Source organism: Streptomyces regalis, assembly GCF_001509475.1.
GTDB classification, from domain to species: domain Bacteria; phylum Actinomycetota; class Actinomycetes; order Streptomycetales; family Streptomycetaceae; genus Streptomyces; species Streptomyces regalis.
Genome location: NZ_LLZG01000364.1, coordinates 19,302 through 39,055, shown reverse-complemented (window position 1 = coordinate 39,055; position 19,754 = coordinate 19,302). Strand labels below are relative to the sequence as shown.

Here is a 19,754-nt window from a genome sequence, read left to right as displayed (position 1 = left end):
GCCCTGTGCGCGTCCCCGCCCGTCTCCTCCCACTGACCGCGGTCACCGCGGCCTCCGCCCTGCTCACCGGCTGTTTCTCGTCGGCGGGGTCCGATGAGGCGGCCGCCGACGGCAAGCGCATCCGCGTGGCGCACATGCAGCCGCCCCGATCGGGCCTGTCCCCGCTGAGCGACGACGCGTTCAAGCTGTCGCGCTGGTCGACCGCCGAGACCCTGGTGAAGCTCGACAAGGAAGGCGACGCCCAGCCCGCCCTCGCCGCCAAGTGGCAGCAGGCCGGCCGTACCTGGACCTTCGAGATACGTGACGGCGTCACCTTCCACGACGGCACGAAGCTCGACGCGGACGCCGTCGTACGGTCGCTCACCAAGGCCGCCACCGCCTCCCCCAAGCCCCGCATCCTCGACGGCGTGGAGCTGACCGCGAAGGCCGAGGACGCCGACACGGTCACCGTCACCACCGGCACCGAGGACCCCCTCGTCCCGCAGCGGCTGAGCTCGCCCCAGCTGGCGATCCTCGCCGCCAAGGCCTACAAGGGGAAGACGGTGAACCCCGTCGGCGCCGGCACCGGCCCCTTCGAACTCGTCAAGGTCAACGGCACCTCCTCCGCCGCCCTCGACCGCTACGACGCCTACTGGGGCGGCAAGGCCAAGGCCCCGGGAATCGACGTCACGTTCGTGCCGGACGGGACGGCCCGCGCCGCCGCCCTGCGCACCGGCGAGGCCGACATCGTCGAGGCGATTCCGGTCTCCCAAGCAGCCGTCCTCGACCAGGACCTGATCACCGAGGTCCCGATGCCGCGCACCAACACCCTCTACCTGAACACCGAGAAGGGCGCCTTCAAGGACGCCTCGCTGCGCGCCGCCGCCCGGGAGGCGATCGACGCCGAGTCGCTCGTCGAGGGCGTGTACGAGGGGCGGGCGGATGTCGCCGAGGGACTGCTCGGGCCCGCGCTGCCGTGGGCGGCCGGACTGCGCACGCCCGTCAAGCACACCAAGGCGGGCAAGCCGAACGGCAAGACGATCACCATCGGCACCTTCACGGACCGCGCCGAACTGCCCGAGGTCGCCGCCGCACTGCAGCAGCAGCTGCAGAAGGCCGGGTTCAAGGTGAAGCTCGACGTCCGCGAGTACGCGAACATCGAATCCGACGCCCTCGCGGGCAAGTTCGACGCGTTCATCCTCTCCCGCGCCACCGTCCTCGACTCCGGCGACCCGGTCGCCTACCTGTACAGCGACTTCGCCTCCGACGGCTCCTTCAACCTCTCCCAGCTCGCCGACCCCTCCGTGGACGCCGAGTTGAAGAAGGCCGGCGAGACACAGGCGGGCGACGCCCGCCGCAAGGCGGTCATCAAGGCCGAGGCCGCCGTGCTCGCCCAGGACGCGGCGGTGCCGATGCTCCACGAACGCGTGATCCAGGGCGACGCCGCGGGTGTCGTCGACGCGGCCCACGACCCGCGTGAGCGTGAGCTCGTCACCGCAGACACATACGTCAAGTGAAGCTCGCAGTAAGGAAGTTGGCCGGTCCTGCCGGGCTGACCCGCTTCGTCTGCCTCGTCGCCGTCCTGGCCACCGTCGGTCTGCTGCCCTGGCTCTCGCGCCGGGACCCGGCGCTCACCGTGCTGCGCGCCCGGTCGGCCGAGCAGGAGGCGACCGAGGAGGCCCTGTCCGCGATCCGCGAGGACCTCGGCCTGGACGCCGGTCCCCTTTCCCTGCTGGGGAGTTGGGCCTCGGACCTGCTGCACGGCGACCTCGGCACCTCCTGGGTGTCCGGGACCGACGTCCTGCCGTCGGTCGTCGCCGGCCTCCAGGTGTCCCTGGGCCTGATGGGCGCGGCGCTCGGCGTGGCGGTCGTACTGGCCGCCGTGCTCGTGGCGCCGGTACTGGTGCGGGGACGCGGCTCGGCCGGGGCGCTCGCCGCGATGCTGGCCGCCGTGCCCGAGTTCCTGCTGGCCACGGTCGCGCTGCTGGTGTGCGGGGTGTGGCTGGGGTGGCTGCCGACGGCCGGCTGGGCAGGCCCCGAGTACCTGGTGCTGCCCGCGATCGCCCTCGGCGTCCCGGCGGGCGGTCTGCTCGGCCGGCTGGTCGCGGACGCGCTGCCCGCCGTGCTCGACGAGCGGTGGGTGGAGCTGTGGCGGGGCGCAGGAGTGAGCCGTACGAGGATCTCGGCGGCCGCCCTCAAGCGCGTGCTGCCGCCCCTGGTTCCGCAGTTCGGGATGGTCGCCGTCGGCCTGACCGGCGGCGCGGTCGCGGTGGAGATGGTGTTCGCGGTGCCGGGAATCGGCCGTACGGCGCTCGGCGCGGCCAAGTCGCAGGACCTGCCGCTGCTCCAGGGTTCCGTCCTGGCGCTGCTGCTGCTCGGCCTGGTCGCGGGTGCGCTGGCGGTGGCGGTGCGGCGCCGGCTGCTGGGCCCCGCTCTGCGTGACGCCGGGCTGACGCTGCCGCCGGCACGTCCGGTCCGTACGCACCCGTCGATCCCGTTGACGCTGTTCACCTTCCTCGCCGTGACCATCGGCTGGGGCCTGCTGCGCGACCCGTACACCGTGCAGACCAACGCCCGTCTCGCCGCCCCCTCCTGGGCGCACCCGCTCGGCACCGACGCCCTCGGCCGCGACGTCCTCGCCCGGCTCGGCCATGGCGCCGCCTCGACGGTCGGCACGGCCGCCGCCATCTGTGTGCTGAGCCTGCTCGTCGCACTCGCACTGGGCTTCCTGCCCGGCATCGCGGCGGGCGCGGCCGACATCGCCAACGCCCTGCCCCCGGTGATCGTCGGCATCCTGGTCGCCGCGGCGGCCGGACCCGGCACCGGCGGCGCGGCCCTCGCGGTCGCCCTGATCTCCTGGCCGCCACTGTCCGCCCACGCGGCGGCACTGGTGCAGGAAGTACGCGCGTCCGCGTTCCTGACCGCCCAACGGGCCATGGGTGCGACTCCGTTCTGGATCCTCACCCGGCACGTCCTGCCATCCGTCGCCGCCCCGGTCGCGCGCCACGCCCTGCTGCGCCTGCCCGGCATCGCCCTCGCCCTGGCCTCCCTCGGCTTCCTGGGCCTGGGCGCCCAGCCACCCACCCCCGAGTGGGGTCTGTTGCTCGACGAGTCCCGCGCCTACGTCGAACGCGCCCCGTGGGCAGCCCTCGCCCCGGCCGTCGCGCTGGCCCTCTTGGCAGGGCTGGCGGTGTCGGGGGCGGCGGCCGTGCAGGGCCGGAGGGTAAGGCGAGCCGCTCCGACGGAGCAGAGAAAAGAGGCCCCCGTTGTCGTCTGACGCACTGCTGTCGGTACATGACCTGCGGATCACCTTCGACGGGATCGAGGCCGTACGCGGCCTGTCCTTCGACGTCCGCCCGCGCGAAGTCCTGGCGATCGTCGGCGAGTCGGGCGCCGGCAAGTCCCTCACGGCCCGGGCATTGCTGGACATGCTGCCCCGGGGCGCGTCGACGAGCGGGACGATCGAGCCGGACCTCGCGGCCCACCGCGGCCGCCGCATCTCCCTCGTCCCGCAGGACGCCCTGTCCGCCCTGTCCCCCGTCCACCCGGTCGGCGACCAACTCGCCGCCGCCGTACGGTCGGTGGCCCGCGTCTCCCGCAAGGAGGCCCGGTCCCGGGCGATCGCCGCGCTCGACCGGGTCGGCATCCCGGACGCCGCCGGCAAGGCACGGGCGTATCCGCACGAGTACTCCGGTGGCATGCGGCAGCGCGCCGTCATCGCCATGGCGACGATCAACGAACCCGACGTCGTCGTCGCCGACGAACCCACCACCGCCCTGGACGAGGAGCACCGCGACCAGGTGCTGAGGGTGCTCGCCGAGCAGCGGGAGGCGGTGGGGGCCGCGCTCGTACTCGTCACCCACGACATGGACGTCGTACGGGACCACGCGGACCGCGTGCTGGTCATGTACGCCGGCCGCCTCACCGAGCTCGGCCCGGCGGAGGAGGTGCTGGGCCGCCCCCGCGCCCCGTACACCGCGGGCCTGCTGGCCTCCCTCCCGCAGCACGCACCCCCTGGCCGCCGCCTCCCCGCCCTGCGCGGCACCCCGCCCGCCCCGGGCGCACTCCCGCCGGGCTGCGCCTTCGCCCCGCGCTGCCCGCTCGCGGCGGACGCCTGCCGCACGGAGGAACCGGAGCCACAGGAGGTGGAGGGACGCCTGGTCTCCTGTCACCGCTGGGCGGAGCTCCCCCACCCGGCGACGAAGTTGTTCCAGGCACAGGCACAGGCACAGGAACGGGCACAGGAACAGGTATGAGTGACGCTCTGCTCGACGTCCGCGACCTCGTGGTCCGCTACGGAGGCGTGACCGCCGTCGACCACGTCTCGTTCAGCCTGGCCCCCGGCGAGACCCTGGCCCTCAACGGCCCCTCCGGCTGCGGCAAGTCCTCCACGGCCCTCGCCGTCCTCCAGCTGCGCCGCCCGGACGCCGGTGAAGTCCTCTTCGAGGGCCGGGAGTTGACCACCCTCACCGAACGCGAGCTGCGCCCGCTTCGCCCGCGTATGCAGCCCGTCTTCCAGGACCCGTACGGATCACTCAGCCCCCGCCACCGCATCCGCGACGCCGTGGCGGAACCACTGAAGGTGCAGGGCCGCTGGACCGGCACCGACGGCCCCGCCCGCGTCGCCGAGCTCCTCGACCGGGTGGGCCTGGACCCGTCGTACGGCGACCGCCACCCGCACGAACTCTCCGGTGGCCAGTGCCAACGCGCCGGAATCGCCCGCGCGCTGGCGTCCGAGCCACGCCTGCTGGTCCTGGACGAGCCGGTGTCGGCCCTCGATCCCTCCGTGCGGGCCGGCGTGCTGAACCTGCTCGCCGACCTCCAGGACGACCTCGGCCTCGGCTACCTGTTCATCTGCCACGACCGCGCGGTCGTACGGCATTTCGCGGACCGGGCGATCGAGATGCGCGAGGGGCACGTCATTTCCGCGTAGCGGCCTCGATCACCTGGCGCAAGCCTTCGGTGAGCTGCTCCGCGCTGGGCGCGGTTTTGGGGTCGAAGGTCCACTGGGCGATGAGTCCGGTCATCAAGGTCAGATAGAACTTGCCGAGGGTGTCCACGGTCTCGTCCTGGACGTCCTGCTCCCGCCCGCCCATGAGCAGCGGGATGATGCCGCGGCCGGCCTCCAGCTGGGCCCGAGCCAGATGGTCGCGCACCTCGGGCAGCTGATCGCCCATGGTGATGACCTCCACGCTGAGGCGCCACACCGAGCCGGGATCCCGCATGGTGCCGATGATGTTCGACCACACCTCCCGGAACCGCTCGATCGAACCGGGCTCGGCGCCGATCCCGGAGGTCCCGTCACCCTCGAAGGCGTCGCCCACCTCCTCGACCAGCGACACGTACGCCTGCGCCAGCAGCGCGCCCTTCGAGCCGTAGTGGTAGCCGATCGACGCAAGGTTGGTCCCCGACTCCTTGACGATGTCGCGCGCCGTCGTGCGCGCGAATCCCTTCGCCAGCAGGCAGCGCTTGGCTCCCTCGAGCAGATCCTCACGGTGTCCCATGGCACCACCCTACTCCGGATCCATACACCCGTCCTATACAGCCGTTCTAGACAAGCGTTTAGGACGCGCGTACATTCACCGCCATGACAACGAACCCGACGAGCACCGCCCCGCCCTCGCTGCCACCCGCCCGAGCCGGCCGCCGTTGGGGGTCCCCCCTCTGGGGGAGGACCGCCCTCGGCGTGCTGATGCTTCCGCTGCTCCTGGTCTCCATGGACGTCTCCGTCCTGTACTTCGCGATCCCGGCGATCAGCGCGGACCTGGAGCCGAGCGGCACTCAGCAGCTGTGGATCTTCGACATCTACGCCTTCGTGCTGGCCGGCCTGCTGATGACGATGGGCTCGCTCGGCGACCGCATCGGCCACCGCCGCCTCCTGCTGATCGGCGCCGCCGCGTTCGGCACGGCCTCGCTGGTGGCGGCGTACGCGAACAGCGCCGAGACCCTGATCGCGGCCCGGGCGGTCCTCGGCATCGGCGGCGCGACCCTGATGCCGGCGACGATGGCCATACTCCGCACGATGTTCACCGACCCGGCGCAGCGCGCGAAGGCGATCGGCCTGTGGTCCGGCGTGATGACGGCCGGGATCGCGCTCGGCTCGGTGATGAGCGGGCTGCTGGTCGAGTACTTCTGGTGGGGCTCGGTCTTCCTCGTCAACCTGCCCGCGATGGCCTTGCTGCTGGTGCTCGGCCCCGTCCTGCTCCCCGAGTCGAAGAACCCCGCGCCCGGCCGCTTCGACTGGCTGAGCGTTCCGCTGTCGATGGCGGCCGTGCTCCCCGTGATCTACGGCCTGAAGGAGATCCCCTCCGAGGGCTGGAACGTCCGCTACGTCGTCTCGATCACCGTCGGCCTGCTGTTCGCGACGGCCTTCGTCCACCGCCAGCGCACCACCGCCTCGCCGATGATCGACCCAGCGCTGTTCCGTGGCCGGGGCTTCGGGCCCTCCGTCGCCCTGAACCTCGTCTCGGCGTTCGGCATCATGGGCTCGGCGTACTTCACCACGCAGTACATCCAGTCGGTGCTCGGCAAGAGCGCGCTGGAGGCGGCCCTGTGGGCACTGCTGCCGTCGGTGCCGATCGGGGCCGCCGCACCGGTGGCGACCAGTCTGGTCCACAAGGGCGTCGACCGCGCCCACGTCGTCACCGCGGGCTTCGCGATCGCCGCATCCGGCTTCTCGCTGCTGGCCTTCGCCGGTACGGACTCGATGTGGCTGGTGCTGACGGCGTGCGCCGTCCTCGCCGTGGGCGGCGTCATCGTGATGTCCCAGATCATGGACCTGGCCATGGGCACCGCCCCGGTGGAACGGGCGGGCTCCGCGTCCTCCCTGATGGAGACCGGCGCCGAGTTCGGCGGCGCCCTCGGCATGGCCGTCCTCGGCTCGATCGGTACGGCGATCTACCGTCACGAGATCCCGGCGTCGGCGCCGGACGTGGCGCACGAGACGCTGGGCGGAGCGCTGGCGGTCGCCGACCGGGTCCCGGGACTGGCGACGGCGGCGCGGGAGGCGTTCACCAGCGGAATGCAGGGGGCGGCGATCGCGGGGGCGGTACTGCTGGCGGGCGCGGCGGGGCTGGCGGCGGTCACACTGCGCCGGGTCGAGGTTCCGGAGCGCGCATGCGAAACGCCGGAAGCGCCGAGCAAGCTCAGCACGTCCGGCGTTCGCTAGACCTCAGACCAGGTTCACCGCACGGGCGGACGTCGCCCCGATCTCCTCGGCGACCTCGGTCAGCACCCCGGCGGGCACCGTGTCGTCGACGGTCAGGACGGCCAGCGCCTCGCCACCGGCGACGGCACGCGAGACCTGCATGCCGGCGATGTTGATGCCGGCCTCGCCGAAGATGCGGCCGACGGTGCCGACGACACCCGGACGGTCCTCGTACTTCAGGACGGCCATGTGGTCGGCGAGCGCGAGGTCCACGTCGTAGTCACCGACCGCGACGATCTTCTGCAGGTGCTTCGGGCCGGCCAGCGTGCCGGAGACCGACACCTCCTCGCCGTTGCCGAGCGTGCCGCGCACGGTGACGACGTTGCGGTGGTCGGTGGCCTCCGAGCTGGTGGTCAGCCGCACCTCGACGCCGCGCTCCTGGGCGAACAGCGGGGCGTTGACGTACGACACCGTCTCGTCGACGACGTCCTCGAAGACACCCTTGAGGGCGCTGAGCTCCAGCACCTTCACGTCGTGCTGGGTGATCTCGCCGTACACCTCGACGTCGAGGCGGACCGCGACCTCACCGGCGAGCGCCGTGAAGATGCGGCCGAGGCGCTCGGCGAGCGGCAGACCCGGCTTGACGTCCTCGGCGATGACGCCGCCCTGGACGTTCACCGCGTCGGGCACGAGCTCACCGGCGAGGGCGAGGCGCACCGAGCGGGCGACGGCGATACCGGCCTTCTCCTGCGCCTCGTCGGTGGAGGCACCGAGGTGCGGGGTGGCGACGACCTGGTCGAACTCGAAGAGCGGGGAGTCCGTGCAGGGCTCCTTCGCGTACACGTCGAGACCGGCGCCGGCGACCCGGCCCTCCTTGAGGGCGGAGTACAGCGCCTCCTCGTCGACGATCCCGCCGCGCGCGGCGTTGACGATGCGCACGCTGGGCTTGACCTTCCGCAGCGCCTCGTCGCCGATGAGGCCGACGGTCTCGGGGGTCTTGGGCAGGTGGACGGTGATGAAGTCGGAGACCTCGAGCAGCTCGTCCAGCGACAGCACCTTGACGCCCATCTGGGCGGCGCGGGCGGGCTGGATGTAGGGGTCGTAGGCCACGACCTTCATGCCGAAGCCGGACATGCGCTGGGCGACCAGCGCACCGATCCGACCCAGACCGACGACACCGAGGGTCTTCTCGGCGAGCTCCACGCCCGTGTACTTGCTGCGCTTCCACTCGCCGTTCTTCAGCGCGGCGTTGGCCTGCGGGATGTGGCGGGCGGTGGCGACGAGGAGACCGCAGGCGAGCTCGGCGGCGGTCACGATGTTCGAGGTGGGGGCGTTGACGACCATCACGCCGGCCTTGGTGGCGGCGGAGACGTCGACGTTGTCCAGGCCGACGCCGGCTCGTGCGACGACCTTGAGCTTCTTGGCTGCGGCGATCGCCTCGGCGTCGACCTTGGTGGCGGAGCGGATCAGGATCGCGTCCACGTCGGCGATGGCGGGCAGCAGCTCGGCCCGGTCGGCGCCGTTGCAGTGCCGGATCTCGAAGTCCGGACCAAGCGCGTCCACGGTCGCGGGCGAAAGCTCTTCAGCGATGAGTACGACGGGTTTCGAGCTCACGTGAGTCCTCACAAGTCCATTGCGGACGGCCGTCCCGACGGCCGCTGGCGGTGGAGGGGCTAGCCGCGTGGAGACGCACGACGCTGTGGGCCTGACGCGAATGTTGTGCGCCAGTGTAGTGGCGCGGCGGAGGGCGTCTTGCGCCTCTGCGGAAGGATCACCCGGACGAGAAACGCCATTTTGTAAGGGGTCTCCGTGGGTCCGGGGCAAAGCCCCGTGGCGGTACCCCCAGTCGAGGGTACCGCCACGGACGTGAGGCTTACGCCTCCTCGTTCACCCAGCTCATGAGCTTGCGCAGCTCCTTGCCGGTGGTCTCCAGCAGGTGCTCGGAGTCCTGCTGCTTGTACTCGTTGTACTTCTTCAGACCGCCGTGGTACTCGTCCATCCAGGCCTGCGCGAAGGTACCGTCCTGGATCTCGGCGAGGACCTTCTTCATCTCGGCCTTGGTGGCGTCGGTGATGATCCGCGGGCCGGTGACGTAGTCGCCCCACTCGGCGGTCTCGGAGATCGACCAGCGCATCTTCTCCAGGCCGCCCTCGTACATGAGGTCCACGATCAGCTTCAGCTCGTGCAGGCACTCGAAGTACGCGATCTCCGGCTGGTAGCCGGCCTCGGTCAGCGTCTCGAACCCGGCCTTGACCAGGGCGGCGGCGCCACCACACAGGACGGCCTGCTCACCGAACAGGTCGGTCTCGGTCTCCTCGGTGAAGGTCGTCTTGATGACGCCGGCACGGGTGCCACCGATGCCCTTGGCGTACGACAGGGCGAGCGCGAAGGCGTTGCCCGAGGCGTCCTGCTCGACGGCCGCGATGCAGGGAACGCCGCGACCCTCCTCGTACTGACGGCGCACCAGGTGGCCCGGGCCCTTCGGGGCGACCATGCAGACGTCCACGCCGGCCGGGGGCTTGATGAAGCCGAAGCGGATGTTGAAGCCGTGACCGAAGAACAGCGCGTCGCCGTCGTTCAGGTTCGGGGCGATGTGCTCCTCGTAGACCTGGGCCTGGATCGGGTCCGGGACGAGGATCATGATGACGTCGGCCTCGGCGGCGGCCTCGGACGGCGTCACCACGCGCAGGCCCTGCTCCTCGGCCTTCGCCTTGGACTTGGAGCCCTCATGCAGACCGACACGCACGTCGACACCCGAGTCACGGAGCGACAGCGCGTGGGCGTGGCCCTGGCTGCCGTAACCGATGACCGCGACCTTGCGGCCCTGGATGATGGACAGGTCGGCGTCGGCGTCGTAGAACAGCTCGGCCACTTTGGGTTCTCTCCTTGTGTGCAGGTGTTGCGTCCACCGTATGACGGCGGGGGGAAGGGAAGTTTCGGGGTCTCGCTATACGGGCGGAATCCGGACGGCGGTGTCACCCGTCCGCCCGAACACGTCCCTATGCCGACCGGTCGAGCGCGCGCAGCGAGCGGTCCGTGATGGAACGGGCGCCGCGGCCGATCGCGATCGTGCCGGACTGGACGAGCTCCTTGATGCCGTACGGCTCCAGCATCTTCAGCATGGCCGACAGCTTCTCGCCGCTGCCGGTGGCCTCGATCGTCACGGCCTCCGGGGAGACGTCGACGGTCTTGGCGCGGAACAGCTGAACGATCTCGACAATCTGGGAGCGCGTCTCGTTGTCGGCGCGCACCTTCACCAGAACGAGTTCGCGCTGAACGGCCGAACCCGGCTCCAGCTCGACGATCTTCAGCACGTTGACCAGCTTGTTGAGCTGCTTGGTCACCTGCTCCAGCGGCAGGTCCTCCACGCCCACGACGATGGTGATGCGGGAGATGTCGGGGTGCTCGGTGACACCGACCGCGAGCGAGTCGATGTTGAAGCCGCGGCGGGAGAACAGCGCGGCGATCCGGGCGAGGATGCCCGGTGTGTTCTCCACCAGGACGGAGAGCGTGTGCTTGGACATGATCTCTTTGCTCTTCCTCGCTCAGTCGTCTTCGTTGTCGCCGAAGTCGGGGCGGACGTCCCGAGCGGCCATGATCTCGTCGTTGGAGGTGCCGGCGGCGACCATCGGCCACACCATCGCGTCCTCGTGGACGATGAAGTCGATGACCACCGGGCGGTCGTTGATGGAGTTCGCCTCTTCGATGACCTTGTCGAGGTCCTCCGGCGACTCACAGCGGATCGCGTAGCAGCCCATGGCCTCCGACAGCTTGACGAAGTCGGGGACGCGGGTGCCGGCGCTGGGCTGCTTGCCGTCGGCCTCGGGGCCGGAGTGCAGCACGGTGTTGGAGTAGCGCTGGTTGTAGAAGAGGGTCTGCCACTGGCGGACCATCCCGAGGGCGCCGTTGTTGATGATGGCGACCTTGATCGGGATGTTGTTCAGGGCGCAGGTGGTGAGCTCCTGATTGGTCATCTGGAAGCAGCCGTCGCCGTCGATCGCCCAGACGGTCCGCTCCGGTGCGCCGGCCTTGGCGCCCATCGCGGCCGGGACCGCGTAGCCCATGGTTCCGGCGCCGCCGGAGTTCAGCCAGGTGGCGGGCTTGTCGTACTGGATGAAGTGCGCGGCCCACATCTGGTGCTGGCCGACGCCCGCCGCGAAGATCGTGCCCTGAGGGGCGAGTTGGCCGATGCGCTCGATGACCTGCTGCGGGGACAGGGAGCCGTCCTCGGGCTGGTCGTAGCCGAGCGGGTAGGTGTCGCGCCAGCGGGAGAGGTCCTTCCACCAGGCGCTGTAGTCGCCCTGGTGGCCCTCGGCGTGCTCCTTCTGGACGGCCTGGACCAGGTCGGCGATGACCTCTCGGGCGTCACCGACGATCGGCACGTCGGCGGCGCGGTTCTTGCCGATCTCGGCCGGGTCGATGTCGGCGTGGACGATCTTGGCGTACGGGGCGAAGCTGTCCAGCTTGCCGGTGACGCGGTCGTCGAAGCGGGCTCCGAGGGCGACGATCAGGTCGGCCTTCTGCAGCGCGGTGACGGCGGTGACCGCACCGTGCATGCCCGGCATTCCCACGTGCAGCGGGTGGCTGTCGGGGAATGCGCCGAGCGCCATCAGGGTGGTGGTGACGGGCGCTCCGGTGAGTTCGGCGAGAACCTTCAGCTCGGCGGTGGCGCCGGCCTTGATGACACCGCCGCCGACGTAGAGGACGGGCCGCTTGGCGGCGGTGATCAGCTTGGCGGCCTCGCGGATCTGCTTGGCGTGCGGCTTGGTGACGGGCCGGTAGCCGGGCAGGTCCATGGTGGGCGGCCAGGAGAAGGTGGTCTTCGCCTGGAGGGCGTCCTTGGCGATGTCGACCAGGACCGGGCCGGGGCGGCCGGTGGAGGCGATGTGGAACGCCTGCGCGATGATCCGCGGGATGTCCTCGGCCTTGGTGACCAGGAAGTTGTGCTTGGTGATCGGCATCGTGATGCCGACGATGTCCGCCTCCTGGAAGGCGTCCGTACCGATCGCCTTGGAGGCCACCTGCCCGGTGATCGCCACGAGCGGCACCGAGTCCATGTGGGCGTCCGCGATCGGCGTCACCAGGTTGGTCGCACCGGGGCCGGAGGTCGCCATGCAGACACCGACCCTGCCGGTGGCCTGCGCGTAACCGGTGGCGGCGTGGCCGGCGCCCTGCTCGTGGCGGACCAGGACGTGGCGCACCTTGGTGGAGTCCATCAGCGGGTCGTACGCCGGAAGGATCGCACCACCCGGAATGCCGAATACCGTGTCGGCGCCGACCTCCTCGAGCGAACGGATGAGGGACTGCGCACCCGTGACGTGCTCGGGGGCGGACTGGTGTCCTCCGGATCGGGGCCGCGGCTGCGGGTGATGGGCCCCGGTGGCCTGCTCGGTCATCGGCATTCTCTTCTCGATGCTGAGGGTTTTTGCGAGGTTTGGGCGGAGTTTCGGTGCTGCACGACTTGTGCCTGTGCAACAAAAAACCCCTCGTGCCATAAGGCAAGCGAGGGGAGCGCGCCGGGTGTGGTCGCTGGGAGTTCCGGGTCTGTCCGGACGTCACCAGCTTCAGCCGACGCGCTTTCCAAGTACGAGAATTCGGGTGCGCATGGCACAGACCCTCCCCCCGGCACGCACCCACTGTCAAGTGGGTGGGACGGGAGTCTCATTATGTGAGCGATGGGCACTTCCGCCTCCGAGAACAGCGGTCACTCCACCGGTGTACACCCCCGCGCCGCCACCCGCGAACGCGGGCTCCGCCGGTCCGTGCGGGACCGGATAGTGGCCGGAACTGAGCGCCCGGCGCAGCCGGTACTCGTCCAGCGGACCGGAGAACGCCATGCCCTGCCCGTGCGTGCACCCCATCGCACGCAGGGCGACGACCTGTTCCGGCAGGTCCACGCCGTCGGCCACGGACTGCAGCCCGAGGTCGCCGGCGATCCGCAGCAGCCCACTGGTGATCTTGTGCAGCCGTGCGGACTCGACGACCCCCTCGACCAGACCGCGTTCGAGTTTGAGTACGTCGACGGGGAGCCGGCGCAGGGCCGTGATCGCCGCGTATCCGCTGCCGAAGCCGTCCAGGACGATCCGGACGCCGAGCCGGTGCAGGCCGCTCAGGCGGCGCTCCAGTTCGTCCAGCGAGACGCGGGGGTCGAGGTCGGACAGCTCGATGATCAGTGACCCGGACGGCAGCCCGTGCCGGGTCAGCAACGCCTCGATCGAGCCGAGCGGCATCGACCGGTCCAGCAGCCGGCGCGCGCCGATCCGCACCGCGACGGGTACGGCGAGCCCGGTCGCGGTGCGCTCGGCGGCCTGCTCGACGGCCTCCTGAAGCATCCAGCGGCCCAGCTCGGCGGTCTTGTCGCTGTCCTCGGCCACCCTCAGGAACTCGGCCGGGGTGAACAGCACCCCCTGCGAGGACCGCCAGCGCGCCTGAGCGGCGACCGACGTGATCCGACCGTCCGCCAGAGACACCACCGGCTGGTGCAGCAGCGCGAACTCGCCGTCGTGCAGCGCGGCACGCAGGCGTGTCGCCAGCTCCGCCTTGCGTACGACGTCCTGCTGCATCTGCGGTTTGTACAGCTCGACGCGTCCCTTGCCGCCCGCCTTGGCCCTGTACATGGCCAGGTCGGCGTTGCGCAGCAGCTCGCCCGCACCGAGGCCCGGCTCGGCGAAGGCGACGCCGATGGAGGCGTTGACCCGGACATCGTTGCCGTCGATGAGGTACGGCTGGGACAGCGTCAGCCTGAGGCGGTCGGCGAGCTCCAGGATGTGTCGTTCGCGGGCGGTGCGGTCGCGGGTGTTGTCCCCGGCGATCAGGGCCGCGAACTCGTCGCCGCCCAGCCGGGACGCGGTGTCCCCGCCCCGGACCGCCTCCTGGAGTCTGCGGGCGGCCTGGACGAGCAACTCGTCCCCGGCCTGGTGTCCGATCGTGTCGTTGACGCCCTTGAAGCCGTCGAGGTCGATGAAGAGGACGGCCGTGTTGCGCAGGGCGACGCCCCGGTCGGAGGCGCGGCGGCCGGACAGGGCCTGCTGCACGCGCTTGGTGAACAGCGCGCGGTTGGGCAGGTCGGTGAGCGGGTCGTGCTCGGCGTTGTGCTGGAGCTGCGCCTGCAGGCGCACTCTTTCGGTCACGTCCCGGCTGTTGAAGATGAGGCCGCCGTGGTGGCGATTGACGGTCGACTCGACGTTGAGCCAGCCTCCCCCACTCTCGGCTTCACTCAAGCGGGAGGTGCCCCCACCGCCGGACCGGAAGCGGCATTCGATGCGCGTAGTGGGTTCCTCAAGTGGGCTGGCGGCGAGGAAGCGGCGCACCTCGTGCACCACGCAGCCCAGGTCCTCCGGGTGGATGAGGTTGGCCAGTTCCGTGCCCACCAGCTCCTCGGCGGTGCGGCCGTAGACCCCGGCGGCGGCCGGGGAGACGTACCGGAGGATGCCGTTGGGTGCGGCGATCATGATGACGTCACTGGAGCCCTGCACCAGGGAGCGGAAGTGGTTCTCCTTCTGCGCCAGTTCCTGGGTGAGGGTGATGTTGTCGAGCAGCATGATGCCCTGGCGCACCACGAGGGCGAGTACGACCGTGCCGCCGGTGATGAGCACTACGCGGTCGACGCTGCGGCCGTTGAGGACGTTGTAGAGGATCCCCAGCGTGCAGACGGCGGCGGCGAGGTACGGGGTGAGCGCGGCCAGGGAGCCGGCGATCGGCCGGTTGGCCGGGTACCGGCTGAGATCACCTCCCGGCGGGGGCGTGTGGTGATGGCTTCCGCCGCGCTGTCCGGGGACGTGCTCGTGCACCACGCGCGTGTGCCCCGCCGTGTGGTGCCGGTCGGCCTCGTCCTGCCCATGCCGGGGCGCGGCCCAGGGGGCGTACGCCAGGAGCAGCGAGCCGGCGAACCAGCCCGCGTCGAGCAGCTGGCCGGAGTGGTAGCTGTTGTGCAGCAGCGGCGAGGTGAACAGGGCGTCGCACATCACGGTCAGGGCGAGCGCGCCGATCGCGGTGTTGACCGCGGTGCGGTTCGCCGACGAGCGGCGGAAGTGCAGCGCCAGCACCATGCTGACCAGGGCGATGTCGAGCAGCGGGTAGGCCAGCGAGAGCGCGGTGTGCGCCACGCTCGCCCCGCCGCTGGAGTCGATCTTGGCCGCCTGGGCGAGGGCGAGGCTCCATGCCAGGGTCAGCAGCGAGCCGCCGATCAGCCAGGCGTCCAGCCCGAGGCAGACCCAGCCGGCCTTCGTCACCGGCCGCTTGGCGAGCACCAGGAGTCCCACGATGGCGGGCGGCGCGAAGCACAGGAAGAACCCGTCGGCGTAGGAAGGGCTGGGCACGGGCTGTTCGAGGACTACTTCGTACCACCCCCAGACCAGGTTGCCGAGGGCCGCCATGGCCGAGGACAGGGCGAACAGCAGCCAGGCCGGCCGGAACCGGATACGGCGGCTGCGGGCGTAGCGGAAGCAGGACACGGCGGCGGCGCCGGCCGCGGCGGCCAGCCCGAAGTCGCCCATGATCAGCGCGACTTGGTCCGAGCCCCAGCCGACCGCGGAACCGACGGCGTATCCCGCGCACACCAGGGCCAGAACGAGTTGGCGGACGAACGCCTTGCCGCCACCGAAGGATGGCCGGCGGGGCAGCATCGCCGCCGACGAGGACTGTGCCCGCAGCGCTCCGTCGAGGGTGGTCGTGGGAGACGGTGGCGAGCTCACCGGGCCCTCCCGGTCCGCGCCGCTCCCGAGTCCCAAGGGTCCCGGTGCGCTGGGTGCGCATGCCGCCTGCCGCTGCTGTGCCTGCGGTGGTGATGGCTGTGACGGCAGCCGTGGGCGCCGTGGTGGCCGCGTCTGCGCGCGGACGTTCGCCAGGGTCGCCGGCGGCGGCCCCGCCGCGTCGGGTCGTTGGTCCATAGGCCGTGCATCGCCCGTCGCCCCCCTCACAAATCTGAACTCTCCAAGCCCCGGCGCCGAACGTGCGCGGCGCAACCCCTGTCCGGACGATACACCAGTCTCGTCACTCAGGGACATAGGGCCTCTACGCTCCGTGACGACCAGCGCATATGCGAGTACGGACCGCTTCCAGCAGGTTGCGGAGGGTACTCGAAGCGGACTACGCGCCCGTCGTAAGGATCACGTTGCGCAGTGGCTCCCGGTTCACGTAACGACTCAACTGGTCCACCAGCAACCTCTTCGCGCGCGGCAGGAACGCCGACGTCGGCCCGCCCACATGCGGGCTGATCAGCACCCCCGGCGCACGCCACAAGGGGTGTTCCCGAGGCAGCGGCTCGGGGTCGGTGACGTCCAGGGCGGCGGTGATGCGCCCGGCCTCCAGCTCGGCTAGCAGCGCCTTGGTGTCGATGACGGCCCCACGGGCGACGTTGACCAGCAGCGCGCCGTCCTTCATGCAGGCCAGGAAGTCGGCGTTGACCAGGTGCCGGGTGGCGTCCGTCAGAGGCGTGGACAGGATGACGACGTCCGCTTCCGGGAGCAGGGCGGGCAGTTCGGTGAGCGGATGCACAGGTCCGCGCGCCGTGGTGCGCTCAGAGCGCGCGACGCGCGCCACCCGCGCCAGTTCAAAGGGTGCGAGCCGGTCCTCGATCGCGGCCCCGATGGAGCCGTATCCCACGATGAGGACGCTCTTGTCCGCCAGCGCCGGCCGGAATCCGCCGAGCCACTCCCCCTTGTCCTGGGCCCGTACGAAATCGGGGATGCCGCGCAGCGAGGCGAGGATCAGCGTGAGTGTGAGCTCACCGGTGCTCGCCTCGTGCACCCCGCGCGCGTTGCACAGCCGCACGCCCGGCGGCAGGTACTTGAGGGCCGGTTCCACGTGATCGATGCCGGCCGAGAGCGTCTGTACGACCTGCACCGAGGTCATCTCCGGCAGGGGGCGCTGCCCGAGCGCGGGCGGCTTCATGTAGGGGACGACGTAGAAGGCGCACTCGGCCGGGTCGGCGGGGAAGTCCTCGGCGCCGTTCCAGAAGCGGTAGTTCGGGCCCTCGGGGAGGCCCTCGATGTCTTCCGGCGGGATGGGGAGCCACACATCAGCAGTCATGCTCCGGAGGCTATGTCAGGCGAACAGGAGTGCAGAGGTTAGGTTGGGGTGCCGGAAGAGGGAGGGTTACGGCCAGGTGGAGCGCAGGACGATGGGCGCGGCGGCACTCGCGGTCGGAGCCGTCGGGCTCGGGTGCATGCCGATGAGCTGGGCGTACAGCTCCTCACGGCAGCGGGGCGAGGAGTCGCTCAGGGCGGTGCACCGGGCGCTCGATCTGGGCTCGTCGCTGCTGGACACGGCGGACATGTACGGTCCGTTCACCAATGAGCTGCTGCTGGGGCGGGTGTTGAAGGAGCGCCGCCAGGACGCGTTCGTGTCGACCAAGGTCGGCCTGCTGGTGGGCGAACAGCACATCGTGGCCAACGGCCGCCCCGGATATGTGAAGCGGGCGTGCGACGCCTCTCTGCGCCGCCTGCAGACGGACGTGATCGACCTCTACCAACTGCACCGCGCGGACCCCGAAGTCCCCATCGAGGAGACGTGGGGCGCGATGGCGCAGCTCGTCCAGGCCGGAAAGGTACGGTCGTTGGGGCTGTGCGCGATGGGCGCGCGGGGTGGCCGCCGCTCGGGAACCCGCCTGCACGACGGGACGATCCGCCAGTTGCAGCGGGTGCAGCAGGTCTTTCCGGTGAGCGCCGTGCAGGCGGAGCTGTCGGTGTGGTCGCCGGAGGCCCTGGAGACGCTGCTGCCGTGGTGCGAGGCACGCGACGTCGGCTTCCTGGCGGCCATGCCCCTGGGCAACGGCTTCCTCACCGGCACCCTGACCCCGGGCCAGGGCTTCGAACCGGACGACGTCCGCGCCCGGCACCCGCGCTTCACCGCGGAGATGATGGCGGCGAACCAGCCGATAGTGGTCGGGCTGCGCCGAATAGCGGCCCGGCACGGGGACGGGGTGACACCCGCGCAGGTCGCGCTGGCGTGGGTGCTGGCGCAGGGGCGGCACGTGGTTCCGGTACCCGGTGCCAAGCAGGAGCGCTGGGTGACCGAGAACGCGGGGGCCGGGGGGCTGCGGCTGACGGCGGAGGACCTGGCGGAGGTGGCGGAGCTGCCGCGGGCGCTGGGGTCCTGGGACTGACGTCTCAGGGGGACCGGAAACCGGCCGCGGCCGGGCAGGGACCGGGCGGCGGCGATTCAAGGTTCATGGATCGGGAACCTGTGAGGCGCGAGCGGTGTAAGAAAAGTAGAACCCGCCGCGTCGAAGGGACCTTGATCGTGCAACGTCGAGTTGTGACGGCCGTAATGGCCACGGCCGCGCTCCTGCTGACGGTCAGCTGCTCCTCCGACGACGGGGGATCACCGGGGCAGGGCGGGAGTGCGGCATCGAGCACTACGGGGTCGGGGTCGTCGCCTTCCCGGCGGGCGGCCGAGGAGACTCCGCCGGCACAGGGCTCGGTCAAGGTGCTGCGGACGGTCGCCGAGGGCCTGAACACACCCTGGGGCCTGGCTCCGCTCCCCGACGGCGACCTGCTCGTCTCCTCCCGCGACGAGGCCACGATCACGCGGGTCGACGGGGAGACGGGCAAGAAGACCGAGCTGGGCGAGGTACCGGGGGTGTCACCGGCGGGCGAGGGCGGCCTCATGGGCCTGGCACTGTCGCCGGACTACGCCTCGGACCACATGATCTACGCCTACTTCACCTCGGCCTCGGACAACCGCATCGTCCGGATGCTGTACGACGGGCAGAAGCCGTCCGGCGAACAACTGGGCGCACCCGACACGATCTTCAGAGGCATCCCCAAGGGCTTCATCCACAACGGCGGCCGCATCGCCTTCGGCCCGGACAAGATGCTGTACGCGGGCACGGGCGAGAGTGGTGACACGGGTCTGTCCCAGGACAAGGAGTCCACGGGCGGCAAGATCCTGCGCCTGACGCCGGAAGGTGAACCGGCGCCGGGCAACCCCTTCCCCGACTCCCCCGTGTACTCGTACGGCCACCGCAACGTCCAGGGCCTGGCCTGGGATGCCGAACAGCGCCTGTTCGCCGCGGAGTTCGGCCAGGACACCTGGGACGAGCTGAACGCGATCAAGCCGGGCGACAACTACGGCTGGCCGGAGGTCGAGGGCAAGTCCGACGACGCCAAGTACCACAACCCACTGGCCCAGTGGGGCACCGACGACGCCTCCCCCAGCGGCATCGCCTACGCCGAGGGCTCCATCTGGATGGCGGGCCTGAAGGGCCAGCGCCTGTGGCGCATCCCCCTGAACGGCACGGCGGCCTCGGCGGACCCGCAGGCCTTCCTGGAGCGCGAGTACGGCCGGCTGCGGACGGTGGTGTCGGCGGGCGGCGACAAGCTGTGGGTGACGACGAGCAACACGGACGGGCGGGGCAGCCCGAAGGACGGGGACGACCGGATTCTGGAGGTGCAGGTGAGCTGAGCGGCCTTCACTCCTCCCCACCGTCGCCCTCGTCGTCCTCCTCGGCCGACGGTTCGGGCCGCCGTACGACCACCTTCCCGGACGCGAGATCTATCGGTCCGCGCCCGGGGTCGTTGTCGCCGACGTCCTCGCGGGTCAGTTCCAGACGGTTCTCTTCGTCGCGGGTGTGTTTGCGGCCGGGTGCGAAGAGTTCCTCGAACGCGTTGAACACGGGGCCTCCCGG

The 19,754-nt window shown here is 70.9% G+C and carries 15 protein-coding genes; 7 read left to right on the top strand and 8 right to left on the bottom strand.

Features of this window, described 5'->3' with window-relative positions; translation table 11 throughout:
• Positions 1–5 precede the first annotated feature (5 nt).
• The 4 genes from ADL12_RS33145 to ADL12_RS33130 are packed head-to-tail and all read left to right on the top strand — an operon-like array spanning position 6 to position 4,912.
• The gene (locus ADL12_RS33145; RefSeq protein ID WP_062708951.1) at positions 6–1,496 is read left to right on the top strand and encodes an ABC transporter substrate-binding protein; all 1,491 of its coding nucleotides are present in this window, start codon (positions 6–8) and stop codon (positions 1,494–1,496) included.
• Positions 1,493–3,256, top strand: a complete 1,764-nt coding sequence (locus tag ADL12_RS33140; RefSeq protein ID WP_062708947.1) for an ABC transporter permease subunit — start codon at positions 1,493–1,495, stop codon at positions 3,254–3,256. The genes ADL12_RS33145 and ADL12_RS33140 overlap by 4 nt, the downstream gene beginning before the upstream one ends.
• A complete protein-coding gene (locus tag ADL12_RS33135; RefSeq protein ID WP_062708944.1) occupies positions 3,246–4,235 on the top strand; it encodes an ABC transporter ATP-binding protein in 990 nt (329 codons plus the stop codon). The genes ADL12_RS33140 and ADL12_RS33135 overlap by 11 nt, the downstream gene beginning before the upstream one ends.
• Positions 4,232–4,912 (top strand): ATP-binding cassette domain-containing protein, encoded by a 681-nt coding sequence (locus ADL12_RS33130; RefSeq protein WP_062708941.1) that lies wholly within the window; start codon positions 4,232–4,234, stop codon positions 4,910–4,912. The genes ADL12_RS33135 and ADL12_RS33130 overlap by 4 nt, the downstream gene beginning before the upstream one ends.
• On the opposite strand, the gene ADL12_RS33125 is transcribed toward ADL12_RS33130, so the two are convergent.
• Positions 4,899–5,483 (bottom strand): TetR/AcrR family transcriptional regulator, encoded by a 585-nt coding sequence (locus ADL12_RS33125; protein ID WP_062708938.1) that lies wholly within the window; start codon positions 5,481–5,483, stop codon positions 4,899–4,901. The genes ADL12_RS33130 and ADL12_RS33125 overlap by 14 nt on opposite strands.
• An 83-nt stretch (positions 5,484–5,566) precedes the next feature.
• Here ADL12_RS33125 and ADL12_RS33120 point away from each other — a divergent pair, with 83 nt between their 5' ends.
• Positions 5,567–7,147, top strand: a complete 1,581-nt coding sequence (locus ADL12_RS33120; RefSeq protein ID WP_062708935.1) for an MFS transporter — start codon at positions 5,567–5,569, stop codon at positions 7,145–7,147.
• Positions 7,148–7,150: 3 nt separating this feature from the next.
• Here ADL12_RS33120 and serA read toward each other — a convergent pair whose 3' ends face one another.
• The 6 genes from serA to ADL12_RS33090 form a co-directional block, all read right to left on the bottom strand.
• Positions 7,151–8,740, bottom strand: coding sequence for a phosphoglycerate dehydrogenase (gene serA / locus ADL12_RS33115; RefSeq protein ID WP_062708932.1), 1,590 nt, complete (start codon positions 8,738–8,740; stop codon positions 7,151–7,153).
• A 259-nt stretch (positions 8,741–8,999) separates the two neighbouring features.
• A complete protein-coding gene (ilvC, locus tag ADL12_RS33110; RefSeq protein WP_062708929.1) occupies positions 9,000–9,998 on the bottom strand; it encodes a ketol-acid reductoisomerase in 999 nt (332 codons plus the stop codon).
• A gap of 127 nt (positions 9,999–10,125) precedes the next feature.
• The gene (gene ilvN, locus ADL12_RS33105) at positions 10,126–10,650 is read right to left on the bottom strand and encodes an acetolactate synthase small subunit (RefSeq protein ID WP_062708926.1); all 525 of its coding nucleotides are present in this window, start codon (positions 10,648–10,650) and stop codon (positions 10,126–10,128) included.
• Positions 10,651–10,671: 21 nt separating this feature from the next.
• Complete coding sequence (locus ADL12_RS33100; protein ID WP_062708922.1) at positions 10,672–12,528, bottom strand: acetolactate synthase large subunit; 1,857 nt, start codon at positions 12,526–12,528, stop codon at positions 10,672–10,674.
• Between the two features lie 237 nt (positions 12,529–12,765).
• Positions 12,766–15,819, bottom strand: a complete 3,054-nt coding sequence (locus ADL12_RS33095; protein WP_062708919.1) for a putative bifunctional diguanylate cyclase/phosphodiesterase — start codon at positions 15,817–15,819, stop codon at positions 12,766–12,768.
• A 394-nt stretch (positions 15,820–16,213) separates the two neighbouring features.
• Positions 16,214–17,155 carry a 2-hydroxyacid dehydrogenase gene (locus ADL12_RS33090; protein WP_062708916.1) on the bottom strand — a complete coding sequence of 314 codons (942 nt, stop codon included), beginning with the start codon at positions 17,153–17,155 and terminating at the stop codon, positions 16,214–16,216.
• Between the two features lie 76 nt (positions 17,156–17,231).
• On the opposite strand from ADL12_RS33090, the gene ADL12_RS33085 reads away from it, so the two are divergent.
• Both ADL12_RS33085 and ADL12_RS33080 read left to right on the top strand, forming a co-directional pair.
• Entirely contained in the window at positions 17,232–18,230 is a 999-nt protein-coding gene (locus tag ADL12_RS33085; protein WP_062708914.1) for an aldo/keto reductase, read from the top strand.
• 152 nt (positions 18,231–18,382) lie between these two features.
• The gene (locus ADL12_RS33080; protein ID WP_062708911.1) at positions 18,383–19,531 is read left to right on the top strand and encodes a PQQ-dependent sugar dehydrogenase; all 1,149 of its coding nucleotides are present in this window, start codon (positions 18,383–18,385) and stop codon (positions 19,529–19,531) included.
• 7 nt (positions 19,532–19,538) lie between these two features.
• On the opposite strand, the gene ADL12_RS33075 is transcribed toward ADL12_RS33080, so the two are convergent.
• Positions 19,539–19,742 (bottom strand): DUF6191 domain-containing protein, encoded by a 204-nt coding sequence (locus ADL12_RS33075; protein WP_062708908.1) that lies wholly within the window; start codon positions 19,740–19,742, stop codon positions 19,539–19,541.
• Positions 19,743–19,754 lie beyond the last annotated feature (12 nt).

Bases quoted from the DNA above. Each gene is read 5' to 3' on its own strand.
- ADL12_RS33130 (WP_062708941.1), top strand. From the start codon at position 4,232: ATGAGTGACGCTCTGCTCGACGTCCGCGACCTCGTGGTCCGCTACGGA.
- ADL12_RS33125 (WP_062708938.1), bottom strand. From the start codon at position 5,483: ATGGGACACCGTGAGGATCTGCTCGAGGGAGCCAAGCGCTGCCTGCTG.
- ADL12_RS33120 (WP_062708935.1), top strand. From the start codon at position 5,567: ATGACAACGAACCCGACGAGCACCGCCCCGCCCTCGCTGCCACCCGCC.
- ilvN (WP_062708926.1), bottom strand. From the start codon at position 10,650: ATGTCCAAGCACACGCTCTCCGTCCTGGTGGAGAACACACCGGGCATC.
- ADL12_RS33100 (WP_062708922.1), bottom strand. From the start codon at position 12,528: ATGCCGATGACCGAGCAGGCCACCGGGGCCCATCACCCGCAGCCGCGG.
- ADL12_RS33090 (WP_062708916.1), bottom strand. From the start codon at position 17,155: ATGACTGCTGATGTGTGGCTCCCCATCCCGCCGGAAGACATCGAGGGC.